The organism is Microbacterium sp. MYb54 (genome assembly GCF_002979515.1).
Classification (GTDB): Bacteria; Actinomycetota; Actinomycetes; order Actinomycetales; family Microbacteriaceae; genus Microbacterium.
This window is the reverse complement of the sequence record NZ_PCPA01000011.1, coordinates 74,774-88,950: the sequence shown is the minus strand read 5'-3', so window position 1 is coordinate 88,950 and position 14,177 is coordinate 74,774. Positions and strand designations below refer to the sequence as shown.

Below are 14,177 nucleotides of genomic sequence, written 5' to 3'. Positions count from 1 at the left end.
CGCCTGCTCTCGCCCGCTCCATCGCTTGGATAGGGTAGGGACGTGGCTGATCCCGATGGCTCCGCGACCGAGTCCGGTCGCCTCGATGCGGCCGTCGAACGCGCGACGGCGCTGACGCAGCGCACGCTCGGGCTGTTCCCCGTCCGCGTCTGGCGTCACTTCCTGCAGCACAACGGCTTCCTCCTCGCTGCAGGGGTGAGCTATCAGGCGCTCTTCGCCATCTTCGCGGCGATCTACCTCGCCTTCGCCATCGCGGGCCTCTGGCTCGGCGGCAGCGAAGAGGCCGTCAACGGGCTGATCGCCGTCATCAACAGCTACATCCCCAATCTGATCCAGGAGAGCGGCGGAGTCGTCACGCCTGAGCAGGTACAGGACATCGCCGCGAGCACCACCGGGGTTCTGAGCGTCACCGGCCTGATCGCCCTCGGCACCGTGATCTGGACCGCGATCGGCTGGGTCACGTTCTCGCGCCGTGCGGTCAGGGACATCTTCGGGCTGCCGCCCGACCGACGCAGCTACGTGATCCTGAAGGCCCGCGATCTGCTCGCCGCCTTGATCTTCGGCGTCTCCCTCATCGTGGGTTCGATCCTCAGCTCCGCGAGCGCCGGGGTGCTGAGCTGGGCCCTCAGTCTGCTCGGCTGGGAGTCCGATTCCAGCGGAGTGAACATCAGCATCCACATCGGCACCGTCCTGGTCTCGTTCGCGATCATGTCGGCGGCCCTCGCCGCCATGGTCCGGTTCCTCACGGGAACGTCGCTGCGGTGGCGCACCATCTGGCCCGGCGCCCTCCTCGGTGGTGGCGCGATGACCATCCTGCAGTTCGGCGCAGGATTCCTGCTGAGCTACACCCCCTCCAACCCGCTGCTCGCCACCTTCGCGATCTTCATCGGTCTGCTGCTCTGGTTCCGCCTCAACGGCGTCGTGATGCTGGTGGCCTCGTCGTGGATCGCCGTCGCGGCGAAGGACCGCGATCTGCCCCTGCTGCAGCAGACCGAGGCCGAACGGCGGATCGCCGAGTATCAGACCCTGCTGACCGCGGCACGCATCCGTGTGCGCGAGGCCCATGCTGCGCGCGAGAGCGCGCCCTGGTACCGCGCCTGGGCTGCAGGACGGGCCGTGCGAGACGCGGAGGAGGAGCTCGCCGACCTCGAGTCATCGCCTCCCCCACCTGCCGATCCGAGCACTCCGCTCGCTCAGCGTCTGCTCACGGAACTGCACCGACCGGGACGGGATGTCGGCGGCGCTCGTTAGGCTTGTGGGCATGCCCCATCTGCGTATCGCCACGGTCAATGTCAACGGAATCCGAGCGGCGGCTCGCAACGGGATGAGCTCCTGGCTGGATGACGCCGGCGTCGACATCCTCACCCTCCAGGAGGTCCGGGGGCAGGACGAGCACCTCGAGGCCGCACTCCCCGGCTGGTCGTTCGTGCACGACGAGGCCACAGCGAAAGGCCGTGCCGGAGTCGCCATCGCGAGCCGCACGCCGGCGCTGGCTTCACGCACCGACTTCGGCCCAGAGGACTTCGATTCCAAGGGTCGCTGGATCGAGGCCGACTACCTGATCGGCGACCGCCCGCTCACCGTCGTGAGTGCGTACGTGCACTCGGGCGAGGCCGACACCCCGAAGCAGGACGAGAAGTGGAAGTTCCTCGACGCCTTCGGGACGAGATTGCGAGAACTCCGTGCCGATGGCGCACTCGCGCTCGTGACCGGCGACCTCAACGTCGGACACCGCGAGCTCGACATCAAGAACTGGCGAGGCAACCGCAAGAAGGCCGGCTTCCTCCCCCGCGAGCGGGCCTACTTCGATCGGTTCCTCGGCGAAGAGGGGGCAGAGGTCTCCGGTGTCGACGGCACCGTGGGCACCGGCCTCGGCTGGGTCGACGTGGGCCGGAAGTTCCACGGCGAGATCGATGGCCCGTACACCTGGTGGTCCATGCGGGGGCAGGCGTTCGACAACGACTCCGGATGGCGCATCGACTACCACCTCGCGACCCCCGCACTCGCCGAGCGCGTCGAGACCTATCATGTCGCCCGTGCAGCGGCCTACGACCAGCGCTGGAGCGACCACGCCCCCGTGGTCGTCGACTACCGGTACTGATCAGAGCTGGCGTCACCCGCGTCAGCAGCAGTTACGCCTGAGTCGGGGCCGTCCGGATAGCGGTACCACCCGCGATACTCCAGGACCGTCCCGAGAACGGGGCTCGTCGCGCGCATCTCGACGGTGCGTCGATGACGGGCCTCATCCCAGCCGTCGACGAGCTCGACGTCGAGGCGAAGGATGCCGCGAAGTACGATCCGCCGCCGGCCCACACGCAGCGCGACGGCGAGGGTGCGCATCCGCATCGCACCCTCGTCGGTCACCGTGCACTCCTCGAGCATCTGCACCCGACCACGGGCACCCAGTGAGTTCTGGACGACGCCGGGACGCCCGGTCGCGAAAAGTCGATCGGTGACGTGCTGGGTTCCGCCCGGGAAACGGAACTCGCGAAGCGTGACGAGCGTCGCCCGTCCCGACCGCGATCTGCCGGACACGGTGTCGATCCGGAACGGCACGTCCCGTGCGAACCTCGTCACAAGCAGCCCTGGGCCGACCACCGGCGACGCCAGTCCTGCGAGGCGCCCGAACCTGCTGCCCGCGACCGCGAACACGCCGTCTGCGCTGTCGCGCTCCGCCTCGACGCGCATCTGGGCGAGGATCTCCGGGTGAAGCCTCACCGCTTCCTCCCCCAGCGCCTCGAGGAACGCCGCTCCGCGCACGGTCACTCCCGGAGCTCCTCGCGATACGGCTTCACGGTCGCCGGTGCCGGCCCGTCGACGAACTCGCAGGTGAACGCGCCCCGATAGCCGAACAGGAACCCGAAGATGTCGTTGTGGATCTCGAGGTCGATCAGATACCGCTCCTGCTCGTCGTCGTAGCGCTCGATGAGCCGCGCGCGTCCGCTGAACACCATCGGGAAACGGAAGGCGATCCGCCCCTCGTAGAAGCGCTGAGCGCCCGAGGTGAGCAGGAGTCCCCCGTCGTCGGTGACGGCGAGGTCGAGGTCGACGGCGAGGTGCTGGTGGGTGCCCAGGTAATCGACAACCCGCCGGCGTGCATCGCTGTAGATCATCGTCGCGTCGAAACGTCGGCGGCGACCGGGGCGCACGTCCATCGTCCGCACGAACGTCACGGTCTCGCGACCGAAGTCGTCGACATAGGCGTGGTTGTCGATCCGGAACGGCACATCCTGCCCGCGCTCGGGGAACAGGATGTTGCGAAACGTCCCGATCAGCAGGAACGGCAGGGTCCACCACGGCCCCCGGCGCACCTGCGTCATCACCCCGCGACCGATGCATCCGTACCCGGCGTCCACGCCGACCCCGAAGCGGCGCTGCAGCTGCGGATGGAGCCGTGCGAAGTCGTCTCCGAGCGCACGCTCGAAGATGCCGCTCCCCGTCGTCATGCGATCCCTTCGAGCGATTTCGGTGCGCTCTCCATGATCGGGCGGTCGGGAGAGGCAGTTCCTGGCGCGGGGCCGGTACCCTCGGCGCAACGACCGCCACCCGCTGGTGTCCTCCGGCACGATCCCCTCCTCGGCCCACAACCGCAGACGGTCGAAGCTTCGCGCCGTGAGCCACCAGATGAAGCGTCGGGTGATCAGCGGATCGACCACCCGCCCGAGCCATCCCCATCCTGGGGTGTAGTCGTAACCAGTGAGGAACCGTACGCCGTCGGGCGTCGGCACGTAGCGCCAATAGCCGCGCCCCGTGCCCAGCGGCGAGAGCGCGTCGTCCGTGTCGAAGAGCAGCGCAGAGGTGCGCTCCCCCGTGCTGCTCTCCTTCGTGGCGAGCGAGACACCGGTTCCGCGGATAGTGTGCACGACCAGATCGAGCTCGTAGCGGAAATCCTGCGCGCCGTCTGCTCTGGTGCGCTGCGGCACGATGTCGCTGAAGCGCGCATCCCAGCGCGCGTGCGAAGCCGGGTCCTGGGTGAGCCGCCACACCTCGTCGAGGGGCGCCCTGATAAGGATCTCGACGTAGAGGGCCCGATCCCCTCGCGTCCGTGGGCGAGGGGAAGGGGAGGGCATGCGCCCATCGTAGGGGCACCGCACTCACCCCATAGGATTGATCCCGTGACGAAACCTCGCCTTTACTCCGGAATGCAGCCATCCGCCGACTCCCTCCAGATCGGCAACTACATCGGCGCGCTGCTCCAGTGGCGGGACCTGCAGAGCTCCTACGATGCCTACTTCTCGGTCGTCGACCTGCACGCCATCACGGTTTCCCAGGACCCGGCAGAGCTTCGCGAGAAGACGCGCCGCACGGCAGCGCAGTACATCGCCGCCGGCATCGAGCCCTCGCTGTCCACGCTGTACGTGCAGTCGCACGTGCGCGCACATGCCGAGCTCGCCTGGATCCTCAGCACCATCACCGGCTTCGGCGAGGCCAGCCGGATGACGCAGTTCAAGGACAAGTCGACCCGTTACGGGGCCGATGCGACGAGCGTCGGACTGTTCACCTACCCGGTGCTCATGGCCGCCGACATCCTGCTCTACCAGACCGACGTCGTGCCGGTGGGCGACGACCAGAAGCAGCACGTCGAGCTCACACGAGACCTCGCCGAGCGCTTCAACTCGCGGTTCGGAGAGACCTTCACCGTGCCGATGCCGGTCATCCAGAAGGCGACCGCTCGCATCTACGACCTGCAGAACCCGACCGCCAAGATGTCGAAGTCGTCAGAGAGCGACGCCGGCGTGCTGTGGATGCTCGACGATCCGGCGAAGTCCGCGAAGAAGGTCATGCGAGCAGTCACAGACAACGAGGGCTCGGTGCGCTTCGACCGGGAGAACAAGCCCGGCGTCTCGAACCTGCTCACGATCTACGCGGCCCTCACCGGGCGTCAGGTCGCCTCGATCGAGGACGAGTACGCGGGTCGAGGATACGGCGACTTCAAGAAGGGTCTCGCCGAGGTCGTCGTGGACGAGTTCGAGCCGGTGCGGACGCGTGCGCTCGAGCTGCTCGACGATCCCGCCGAACTCGACCGCATCCTGGCCGAGAACGCCGGTCGCGCCGATGCCGTCGCCGACGCGACCCTGTCGAACGTGTACGACCGCGTGGGCCTGCTCCGCCGCGTCTGAGCCTCGCCTTAGGATGGGGGTCGTGACTGATCCGCAGCTGCCTCCCCCGTCCGGCGACGTGACACCCGAAGCACCGGTGCCACCCGCGACATCGGCGCCGTCAGCGCCCGCGACGCCGTCCGGCGCTGTTCCGCCTCCCCCGGCATTCCCTGCGCCGCAGTCTTTCCCGGCTCCACCGACCTTCCCGGCACCGTCGGTCGCACCGGTCCCCCCGACAGGTCAGACGCTTCCTGCAGCGCCCATGCACCCTGCAGCGCCTACGTATCCGGTGGCACCGGCATATCCGACAGCACCGGGGTATCCGGCAGCGGCTCCCGCCTCCGGGTATCAGGCAGCGCCTCCCGGGGCCTACCAGGTTCCCGTCGGCGGCTACGCCGCCCCTACCGGCGCCTATGCGGTTCCCGACACCACGACACGGCGATCCGGCTTCCTGGGAACACTCGCGTTGATCCTCGCGCTCATCGCCGCAGTCGTGACCCCGATCATCGCGGGGATCAGCGCCTTCGCGATCGGGCGTCTCCTCCCGCAGGGGATCACGACCAGCACCAGCGATCTCAGCATCCTCTCCCCCGCACGCGATCAGGTGCTGTGGGCGGAGCTCTCCTTCTGGACGGGGACGATCCTCGGCATCGCGGCGATCGTGATCGGCATCATCGCGATCCGCAAGAAGCAGGGTCGCGGCGCCGGTATCGCCGCCCTCGTGGTGGCCGTGCTCGCCGTCGTGATCTTCTTCGTGGTCCTCGTCATCGCCCTGGGCGCCGGGAGCGCCGCCGGTTTCGCAGGCTACACAGCCTGATCGAGGCGATCAGTCAGAGCGTCAACGCCCGCATCAACGCGGCGCGTGGTGCTTCTGCTGAGCTGCGAGCAGACCTTCACCGACGAGAAGCTCGACCGCGTCGGCGGCATCGGCGATGAGGATCGGCAGATTCGGCCGCTCATCCTTGCCGAACGGCGCGAGCACCCAGTCCGCGGGATCCTGACGCCCGACGGGACGCCCGATGCCCACCCGCACACGCGGGAAGTCGGCCGTGCCCAGGGCGCGAGCGACATCGCGGACACCATTGTGTCCGCCGTGTCCGCCGCCCGTCTTGAGCTTGACCGTGTCGAACGGGATGTCGAGCTCGTCGTGCACGACGACGACCTGCTCGGCGGGCACCGAATAGAACCGTGCGAGCGCTGCTACCGGCGTGCCCGACACGTTCATGAACGTGTTCGGCTTGGCCAGCACCAGCTTGTCCGCACCGGGACGCAGCCAGGTCTCGACCACGCGCGCACCACCCTTGTGCTCGCGGAACGCCTCGCCCCGCCGCCCCGCGATCTCGTCGACCACCATCTGGCCGATGTTGTGCCGCGTGGCCTCGTACCGCGGGCCGGGGTTTCCGAGCCCCACCACGAGCCAAGTCGATGCCATGTCGTCGTCCTCTCACTGCCCGGGCGCAGGGACTCGGTCAGGATACGACAGAGGGGACGCGATCGGATCGCGTCCCCTCTGTGATGAATCAGTCGGAGATCACTCCGCGGCGGCCTCTTCGACTGCCTCGGTCGCGGCCTCAGCGTCATCCTCGGTGGGTGCTGCCGGGACGGACACCGCGACGACGAGCACCTCGGGGTCGGAGAGCAGCGTGGAGCCCTTGGGGAGCACGACGTCGGCGGCGGTGATGTGCGCGCCCTCTTCGAGTCCCTCGACGGAGACCTCGATGTTCTGCGGGATGTGCGTGGCCTCGGCCTCGATCGACAGCGTGGTCGCGTCGAGGTTCACGATGGTGCCGGAGGCGGACTCGCCGGTGACGATGATCGGGACGTCGATGGCGACCTTCTCACCCTTCTTCACCACGAGCAGGTCGATGTGCTCGATGATCTGGTGCACCGGGTCACGCTGGACGTCCTTGACGAGGGCGAGCTGGCCCTTGCCCTCGATGTCGAGCTCCAGCAGCGCGTTGGCGCGACGGATGATGAGCGAGACCTGGTGACCCGGCAGTGCGACGTGCACCGGCTCGGTGCCGTGGCCGTAGATGACGGCGGGGATCTTGCCGGCAGCGCGGAGGCGGCGGGCGAAGCCCTTGCCGAAGCTCTCGCGGAGCTCGGCCTGGACCTTGGTGTCTTCAGACATGGGGTTCTCCTTCGGGGCACGCAGCGAATGGGCCGCGCGGTGGTCTTGGAATTTTCGAACTCGCTGACGCGTGAGGAAAGCCACCGGGCTTGCTTCGCCGCGTCGATTACGGATGTTCGCGCACGCGCAGAAGCATCCCTCGCCGAGGTACAGCCTCAATGGTACCGGATGACCCGGTAGGCTGAGGACACCGGTCCTTTTCTGCAGAACACGGAGAACCCCCATGCTCGACGGCGCCTTCCTCTCGCACGCACTCCTCTGGCTGATCGGTGCCATGTCGGTGTGCGCCGTCGTCGGCAGCCTCGGCGCTCTCTTCTCCATGGGCCGCTCGGGCTACCGCAAGGACTGACGTCCGCTTTCCACGGCTCAGCGCGGTAATCGCGCCGCCGTGACGATGACGGCTGAGGCCGTCTGCACATCCGCCGACTCGTCGACGCGGATCCCGTATTCGTCGGCTTCGAGCGACTCGAGTGTCTGCAGCTGGGAGTCCAAGAGCGCTGCGGGCATGAAGTGATCGGCGCGCACCCGCATCCGTTCCTCGAGCACCGCCCGCCCGATCGCGAGCTCTGCGAAGAACGTCTCGGGTGCCTCGGTCCTGATGAGGTCGCGATAGCTGCGCCGGAGCGCCGAGCATGCGATGACGATTCGCTCCTCCTCCTGCAACGACTTCCCGACGAGACGGAGCCAGGGCTGCCGATCCGTGTCGTCCAGGGGGATTCCGGCCGCCATCTTGCGCACGTTCGCGGCAGGATGCAGATCATCGCCGTCGACGAATCGGGCGCCGAGGGTGTCGGCGAGGAACGCGCCCACCGTCGACTTCCCTGAGCCGCTCGGGCCCATCACGACGATGCGCACACTCACTCCTCCAGGCCGAAGTCGATGAGCACCTTGCAGGAACTCGCAGGGTCGGCGGCCAGGGCGAAGGCGTCGAGCGCATCATCCACCGGCAGCACCTGGCTGATGATACCTCTGACGTCGAGGCTGCCATCGGCGAGGGCGGCGATCACGTCGTCGAACTCCGCGCCGAAGCGGAACGACCCCCGCAGCGTGAGCTCGCGGGTGATGGCGGTGGCCATGGGAGCGGGCACCTCTCCCCCGCGCTGGAGACCGAGCAGTACGACCGTGCCGCCTCGCACCGCCGCCGAGACCGCGGCCACGAGGCCGGGCGCTGTCCCACTCGATTCGATGACGACATCGGCGTGCAGGTCGGAGATCTCCAACTCAGCCCGTGCATCGATCGCTCGGATACCGCGTGCTGCGGCGATGTCGCGCGGCCGCTGCTGCAGATCGGTGACGGTCACGGAAGTCGCGCCGCCGCGTTGCGCGACGGCAGCGACGAGCTGGCCGATGGGACCTGCGCCGATGACGACGACGCTTCGTCCCTTCACTTCGCCGGCACGCTGCAGAGCATGCCACGCGACGGCTGCCGGCTCGGCGAGCGCCGCGGTCTTCAAGTCGAGTCCGGCGGGAAGCGGATGCAGCAGACGCGATGGCAGCGCGACTCGACGCGCGAAAGCTCCCTGGGTGTGGGGCAGATGCATCGCGGAACCGAGGTAGGTGGAGGCGGGAGCGAGGTTCGGATGCCCCTCGGGCCACGGCGTGCGACCATCGCCGTGCGCCGTGAGGGGATGCACGGCCACGGGGGTGCCTACGTCAGGGCCGGACCCGTCTGCGGCCGCGACGGCGACGACACCCGAGACCTCATGACCGAGGATCATCGGCTCGCGCAGCACCGAGGCGCCCGCGGCCCCGTGCCGCCAGTAGTGCAGGTCGGACCCGCAGATGCCGCCGTAGGCGATGGCCACGACGGCCTCGTCGGTTCGGGGCACCGGGGCGCCGATGTCTTCGATCCGCAGATCCTCGGCGGCATGCGCCACCACGGCGAGGTTGTTCACCGCGCTCCTTCCTCGGTCACACGAAAGCGGTGACCAGCTCGATTCCGGCCACCCTGATCGTCACGCGCTGCCCCGGCCGCACCGGTGCCTGCGAGTGCGGGGCACCGGTCATGACGACGTCTCCCGGACCGAGCGGGGACCACCCGGCGACGTACGCCAGGCACTCCCTGATCGGCATCGGCAACTCGCGGCTTCCGGTCTCGGCGACGAGATGCCCATCGACCTCCACCTCGAGGCTCACGTCGTCGATTCCTGCCGCGGTGTCGATCCAGGGGCCGAGCGGAGTGTAGCCCTCCCCCGATTTCGACTCGAAGTTGCGCGGATCGAATTCGGCGCGCTCCGGGCTCGAGAGATCGTTCACGGCAGTGACGCCGAGCACGTACTCGTGCGCGTTCGATGCCGTCAGCCCGTGGGTGGGGCGTCCGATCACGACCGCGATCTCCCCCTCGGCGACCTGTCCGCCGGCGTCGCGACGCAGGAGGACCTCCGCGCCGCTGCCGATCACGGTCCGAGGGCTCTTGAGCCAGGCCTGCACAGGCGAGGCGTGCCCCGGCCCGTTCTGGGCGATGCCGACGATGACGACGGGGTCGACCGGCGCGATGGCCGCGCCCTCGATGACCTCCCCCACATCGTGCGGGGCCTGCCCTTGAGCGAAGGCGACGAAGGGGTCGGAGATCGGGACCGGCCCGCCAGCTGCCTGACGGACCCAGCGAGGACCGTCGTCCGAGGCGATGCGCCCGAGCCGCATCAGACGACCGCCGTCATGCCGCCGTCGACGAACAGGGTCTGCCCGTTCACGAAATCGCTCGCGCCGCTGGCGAGGAACAGCAGCGCACCGACCAGATCCCGAGTGTCTCCCCATCGGCCGGCCGGGGTGCGCCCGCGGACCCACGCCGAGAACTCCTCGTCGGCGACGAGGGCCTGCGTGAGCTCGGTCGCGAAGTAGCCGGGAGCGATCGCGTTCGCCTGGATGCCGTGCGGGGCGAGGTCGGCGCACAGCCCCTTCGTGAACATCACGATCGCGCCCTTGGTGGCCGAGTAGGCAGCGATCGAGGGGCGGGCGAGCTGCGACTGCACGCTGCCGATCTGGATGATCTTGCCCGAGCCCCGGGCGATCATGCCCGCGGCGATCCGGCGGGACAGCCGGAAGACGCTGGCGAGGTTCGTCTGTACGAGCACATCCCAGTCTTCGTCGGTGAACTCCGCGATCGGCGCCCGGCGCTGGACTCCCGCGTTGTTCACGAGGATGTCCGGTGTGCCGACCAGAGCCTCGACCTCACCCATCCCGGTGTCGACCGCCGCGGAGTCGGTGACGTCGAAGACGACGCTGCGGACGGTGGCGCCGGTGGTCTGAGCGATCTCGGTCGCCGCTGCGTGCGCCTTCGCCGCATCCCGCCCGTGCACGATCACGGTCGCGCCGGCGCCGGCGAGGCCTTCCGCGAGCGTCCTGCCGATGCCCTGGCCCGATCCGGTCACGAGCGCCGTGCGCCCCGTCAGGTCGAAGGCGGCCAGCCCCGCCGGCAGCGCGGTCATCGACCGACGGCCTTGATCGACACGGTGGTGGCGAACACATCGTCGCCGCCCTCGGCGCGAGAGACCTTGATCGCGTCGTCGACGCGGGTGAGGTCACGGCGAAGGGTCTCGGGGGCCAGGAACGTCGAGGCGACCGTGATGAGGGCGAGCACGGCCATGTAGATGGCCAGGAGCACCCAGTTGCCGCCGCTCACCGCGATCAGATATGCGCCGAGGACACCGGCGAGACCGCCGGCGAGCACAGCGGAGATCTCGCGAGCCATCGCCACCCCGAGATAGCGGTGACGGTTGCCGAAGAGCTCGGGGAGCATGGCGCACTGCGGGCCGAGCATGCTGTTCACGGCGACCCCGATTCCGATCGCGATGACGCCGATGGCGATGGCGTAGTTGCCGAGCGAGAGAAGCCACCAGGCGGGGAATGTGTAGACGAGCATGAAGACCGCCCCGAAGCGGTACACCGTGCGGCGTCCGAAGCGGTCGGAGAGGTGTCCGGTGAACGGCACCGAGAAGACGCCGATCAGCGACCCGAGGGTGACGCCCCACGTGAGCAGGCTCTTGTCGGCGCTCTCGCCGACGACCGTGACGAAGAACGCCAGTCCCAGCGTCTGGAACATGTACGACCCGCCGTTCTCGGCCATCCGCAGCCCCACACCGACGATCACGCCGGGCAGCCCGTGCGTGAAGATCTCCTTGATCGGGCGGTCGGCCACCTGCTCGTGCTTCTCGAGCTCGACGAACGTCGGCGTCTCACGCAGCCGCATCCGGATGAACAGGGCGAGGAGGATGAGTGCGAACGAAGCGAGGAACGGCACGCGCCAGCCCCAGCTCAGTAGCTGATCCTCGGGGAGCAGCGTGATCAGGCCGAAGACGACGGCCGCGAGCAGCGTGCCCGCCTGGATGCCGACGAACGGCAGAGCGGAGAAGAAGCCGCGGCGCTTGACCGGTGCATACTCGGCCATCAGTACCGTCGCCCCCGCCTGCTCGGCACCTGCGCCGAAGCCCTGCAGGAGACGCATCAGCACCAGCAGGATCGGTGCCCAGACGCCGATCGCGGCGTAGGTGGGCAGGAGGCCGATCGCTGTCGAGGCACCGCCCATCAGCACGATGGTCGCGACCAGGACCCACTTGCGACCGAGCTTGTCGCCGAGCACTCCGAAGAAGAGACCGCCGAACGGGCGCGCGAGGAAGCCGACGCCGAAGGTCGCGAATGCGGCGACCGTGGCCATGGCCGGGTCGTCCTGCGGGAAGAAGAGGACGTTGAAGATCAGCGCCGTCGAGAGGCCGTAGAGCGCGAAGTCGAAGTACTCCAGTGCGCTGCCGATGCTCGACGCGAGTGTCGCGCGGCGCAGATTCGCCGCGTATTCCGGGTCATCGGACACTGCACGGGCTGAGGTGCGGGGGTCGGTCACTGCCATCTCCTTCGATCGGCTTCGCCTGCGGCGCGACCCCGACATTACCAGCCCGCTGGATTGCGTTCAACCCTTTGGACACTTTTCAACGCGTCTCAGGTGCGCACAGGAAACCGCCCCCTCCCCTCGAGGGGCGGCGGGCGGACGGACGAGAGGAGTCAGCGCCGAACGGCGGAGCTGAAGGGATTCGTCAGCGCGGCGGCGGCTTCGCGCAGCGCCTCGCCGACGCGCTCGATGCGCTCGTAGTCGGCCTCGGCAGCACGGATGGCGACGCCGAGGGCGAGCGGCGGATCGGTCGGGGCCCAGCCTTCCAGGGGTACCGCTACGCCGACGATGCCGCGGAAGGACTCCTCCGCATCGAGCGCCCAGCCGCGGCGACGAGCCGTGGCCAGAACCTCGAGGAGCCCGGACATCGTCGTCGCGCTGCGCTCGGTCAACTGCGGGAAGACAGCATCCTCGCCGAGGAGCTCCACGACCTCCGCATCGCTCATCGCGGCGAGGAGCGCGCGCCCCGTCGCCGACAGCGGCGCGGGAAGCCGCGAGCCCAACGGGGTGCCCAGGCGCAGCGAGCGCGAACCCTCGTGCCTGGCGAGGTACAGCGCATCCGAGCCGTCGAGCATCGCGACCTGGACGAGCTCGGACGCCAGCTGCGGCGAGGCCTCGCAGACGCTGTAGAACTCGCGCACCTGGTTGAACTGTGCAGCGAACGCGCCGCCCAGTTCCGCCGTGCGCACTCCGAGGCGATAGCCCTGCGCGGTGCGATCGACCATGCCGCCCGCTTCGAGCGCGAGGCACAGGTTCGCGGTCGACGACTTCGCCAGCCCCAGATCTCCCGCGAGCTCGGTGAGGGTGCGCGGACCGCCCGCCTCGGCGAGGATGCCGAGCAGGCGGATGCTCCGGGTCACGGCCGGCGCAGGGTCGCGCCCTTCGCGGGTGTCGTCATCCATGGCCGAGCCTTCCGCCATCGGGGAGTCGCGCAGGCAGTAACCGCCTGCGCGACGATCAGTAGAACTCGACCGTATCGACCACGGCGGTCAGCGGCTGGCCATCGAGCAGGCGCGCCGCGTTCTCGGCGAAGCGGCGGGCGATCCGCTCCTCCTCCTTCGAGCTCAGCGCCGCGGTGTGCGGGCTGACGAGCACGTTCGGGTGCGTCCACAGAGGCGAGGCGTCGTCGAGCGGCTCCTGCTCGAACACGTCGAGGGCGGCGAAGGCCACGCGGCCGTCGTCGAGCGCACCGAGAAGGGCGCTCTCGTCGATCACGGTGCCGCGACCCACGTTGGTGATGATCGCGCCCGGCTTCACAGCGTCGAACACGTCGGCGCCGATCAGATGGTGGGTCTGCGCCGTGCCGGGAAGCGTGACCACGATCGCATCGACGTGGGCCACCGCCTCGGTCAGCTCATCCAGCGGCACCAGGCGGTCGACGCCCGCCACCGGCTCTCCCGAGCGGGTCGTGCCCCAGACCCTGGCGCCGAGCGCATGGAAGCGCCGAGCGCATTCCCCGCCGATGCCGCCGAGGCCGACGACCAGCACGGTCATCTCATCGAGCTGACGCATCTCCCAGCGGTCGGGCCAGGTGCGAGTGCTCTGATCGGCGATGAGGCGTGGGAAGTTCTTCGCGCCCGCCATGACCCCGAACACCGCGAACTCCGCGAGCGGACCGCCGTGCACACCAGCACTCGTGGTGAACACGATGCGATCGAGGTCTTCGCGATCGAGACCGGCCGCCTTCACCGAGGATCCGCCGCCCGCAGCAGTCGTCATGACCCAACGCAGACGCGGGTTCGCTGACACGGTGCGAGCCAGTGCCGCGGCATCCACATCGGGGATCCCGAACAGCACGTCGGCGGAGTCGACCAGATCGTCGAACGCCTGCTGCTGGCTCGGGGTGCGGGCGTACTCCGGGTCGCCGGACCAGTCTGCGGGGCCGCGCATCGGGGGCATGAGCGAGTGATCGCGGAGCACCTCGACCCGAGGCTCGAGCTCCTCGATCAGTCGACACAGATCTTCCGGCAGTGGTACCGCCACGACGGCGCGCAGCTTCTTCTCGGTCCCCGTCATACTGATCCCTTCCTCGGGAAGTCTTGGATGCCTCACCTTAGCCCAGATC

16 protein-coding genes are annotated in these 14,177 nt (G+C 68.9%); 5 read left to right on the top strand and 11 right to left on the bottom strand.

Translation table 11 applies throughout. The features are described 5' to 3' along the window. Positions 1 to 42: 42 nt before the first annotated feature. A complete protein-coding gene (locus tag CQ040_RS13145; protein WP_105526805.1) occupies positions 43 to 1,251 on the top strand; it encodes a YihY/virulence factor BrkB family protein in 1,209 nt (402 codons plus the stop codon). Between the two features lie 10 nt (positions 1,252 to 1,261). Further along, positions 1,262 to 2,101, top strand: coding sequence for an exodeoxyribonuclease III (locus CQ040_RS13140; protein WP_181156923.1), 840 nt, complete (start codon positions 1,262 to 1,264; stop codon positions 2,099 to 2,101). Here the strand turns inward: CQ040_RS13140 and CQ040_RS13135 are convergent. Further along, positions 2,089 to 2,766: a DUF4166 domain-containing protein gene (locus CQ040_RS13135; protein ID WP_105526803.1), complete on the bottom strand. Its 678-nt coding sequence runs from the start codon at positions 2,764 to 2,766 to the stop codon at positions 2,089 to 2,091. The two genes, CQ040_RS13140 and CQ040_RS13135, sit on opposite strands and share 13 nt — an antisense overlap. Then, complete coding sequence (locus tag CQ040_RS21040) at positions 2,763 to 4,070, bottom strand: DUF4166 domain-containing protein (RefSeq protein ID WP_258131313.1); 1,308 nt, start codon at positions 4,068 to 4,070, stop codon at positions 2,763 to 2,765. The genes CQ040_RS13135 and CQ040_RS21040 overlap by 4 nt, the downstream gene beginning before the upstream one ends. 45 nt (positions 4,071 to 4,115) lie before the next feature. On the opposite strand from CQ040_RS21040, the gene trpS reads away from it, so the two are divergent. Together trpS and CQ040_RS21035 are read left to right on the top strand one after the other, a co-directional pair. After that, the gene (trpS, locus tag CQ040_RS13125) at positions 4,116 to 5,120 is read left to right on the top strand and encodes a tryptophan--tRNA ligase (protein ID WP_105526802.1); all 1,005 of its coding nucleotides are present in this window, start codon (positions 4,116 to 4,118) and stop codon (positions 5,118 to 5,120) included. Positions 5,121 to 5,142: 22 nt separating this feature from the next. Beyond that, the gene (locus tag CQ040_RS21035; RefSeq protein WP_258131315.1) at positions 5,143 to 5,916 is read left to right on the top strand and encodes a hypothetical protein; all 774 of its coding nucleotides are present in this window, start codon (positions 5,143 to 5,145) and stop codon (positions 5,914 to 5,916) included. A 33-nt stretch (positions 5,917 to 5,949) separates the two neighbouring features. On the opposite strand, the gene pth is transcribed toward CQ040_RS21035, so the two are convergent. Then, a complete protein-coding gene (gene pth / locus CQ040_RS13115; RefSeq protein WP_105526801.1) occupies positions 5,950 to 6,531 on the bottom strand; it encodes an aminoacyl-tRNA hydrolase in 582 nt (193 codons plus the stop codon). Between the two features lie 99 nt (positions 6,532 to 6,630). After that, on the bottom strand, positions 6,631 to 7,230 hold the full coding sequence (locus CQ040_RS13110) for a 50S ribosomal protein L25/general stress protein Ctc (RefSeq protein ID WP_028503491.1): 600 nt from the start codon (positions 7,228 to 7,230) through the stop codon (positions 6,631 to 6,633). Positions 7,231 to 7,453: 223 nt separating this feature from the next. Between CQ040_RS13110 and CQ040_RS21030 the strand changes: the two genes are divergently transcribed. Further along, positions 7,454 to 7,579: a hypothetical protein gene (locus tag CQ040_RS21030; protein ID WP_258131316.1), complete on the top strand. Its 126-nt coding sequence runs from the start codon at positions 7,454 to 7,456 to the stop codon at positions 7,577 to 7,579. A gap of 17 nt (positions 7,580 to 7,596) precedes the next feature. On the opposite strand, the gene CQ040_RS13105 is transcribed toward CQ040_RS21030, so the two are convergent. The 7 genes from CQ040_RS13105 to CQ040_RS13075 form a co-directional block, all read right to left on the bottom strand. Then, positions 7,597 to 8,091, bottom strand: a complete 495-nt coding sequence (locus CQ040_RS13105; protein WP_374954129.1) for a gluconokinase — start codon at positions 8,089 to 8,091, stop codon at positions 7,597 to 7,599. After that, entirely contained in the window at positions 8,088 to 9,125 is a 1,038-nt protein-coding gene (locus CQ040_RS13100; RefSeq protein WP_105526800.1) for an alcohol dehydrogenase catalytic domain-containing protein, read from the bottom strand. Before CQ040_RS13100 ends, CQ040_RS13105 begins: the two co-directional genes overlap by 4 nt. Before the next feature lie 16 nt (positions 9,126 to 9,141). Then, a complete protein-coding gene (locus tag CQ040_RS13095; protein ID WP_105526799.1) occupies positions 9,142 to 9,873 on the bottom strand; it encodes a fumarylacetoacetate hydrolase family protein in 732 nt (243 codons plus the stop codon). After that, positions 9,873 to 10,658: an SDR family oxidoreductase gene (locus tag CQ040_RS13090; RefSeq protein ID WP_105526798.1), complete on the bottom strand. Its 786-nt coding sequence runs from the start codon at positions 10,656 to 10,658 to the stop codon at positions 9,873 to 9,875. The genes CQ040_RS13095 and CQ040_RS13090 overlap by 1 nt, the downstream gene beginning before the upstream one ends. After that, positions 10,655 to 12,073, bottom strand: a complete 1,419-nt coding sequence (locus CQ040_RS13085; protein ID WP_105526797.1) for an MFS transporter — start codon at positions 12,071 to 12,073, stop codon at positions 10,655 to 10,657. Before CQ040_RS13085 ends, CQ040_RS13090 begins: the two co-directional genes overlap by 4 nt. 152 nt (positions 12,074 to 12,225) lie before the next feature. Then, on the bottom strand, positions 12,226 to 13,014 hold the full coding sequence (locus CQ040_RS13080) for an IclR family transcriptional regulator (protein WP_105526796.1): 789 nt from the start codon (positions 13,012 to 13,014) through the stop codon (positions 12,226 to 12,228). Positions 13,015 to 13,069: 55 nt separating this feature from the next. Continuing rightward, the gene (locus CQ040_RS13075; RefSeq protein WP_105526795.1) at positions 13,070 to 14,128 is read right to left on the bottom strand and encodes a D-2-hydroxyacid dehydrogenase; all 1,059 of its coding nucleotides are present in this window, start codon (positions 14,126 to 14,128) and stop codon (positions 13,070 to 13,072) included. Between the last annotated feature and the right edge of the window lie 49 nt (positions 14,129 to 14,177).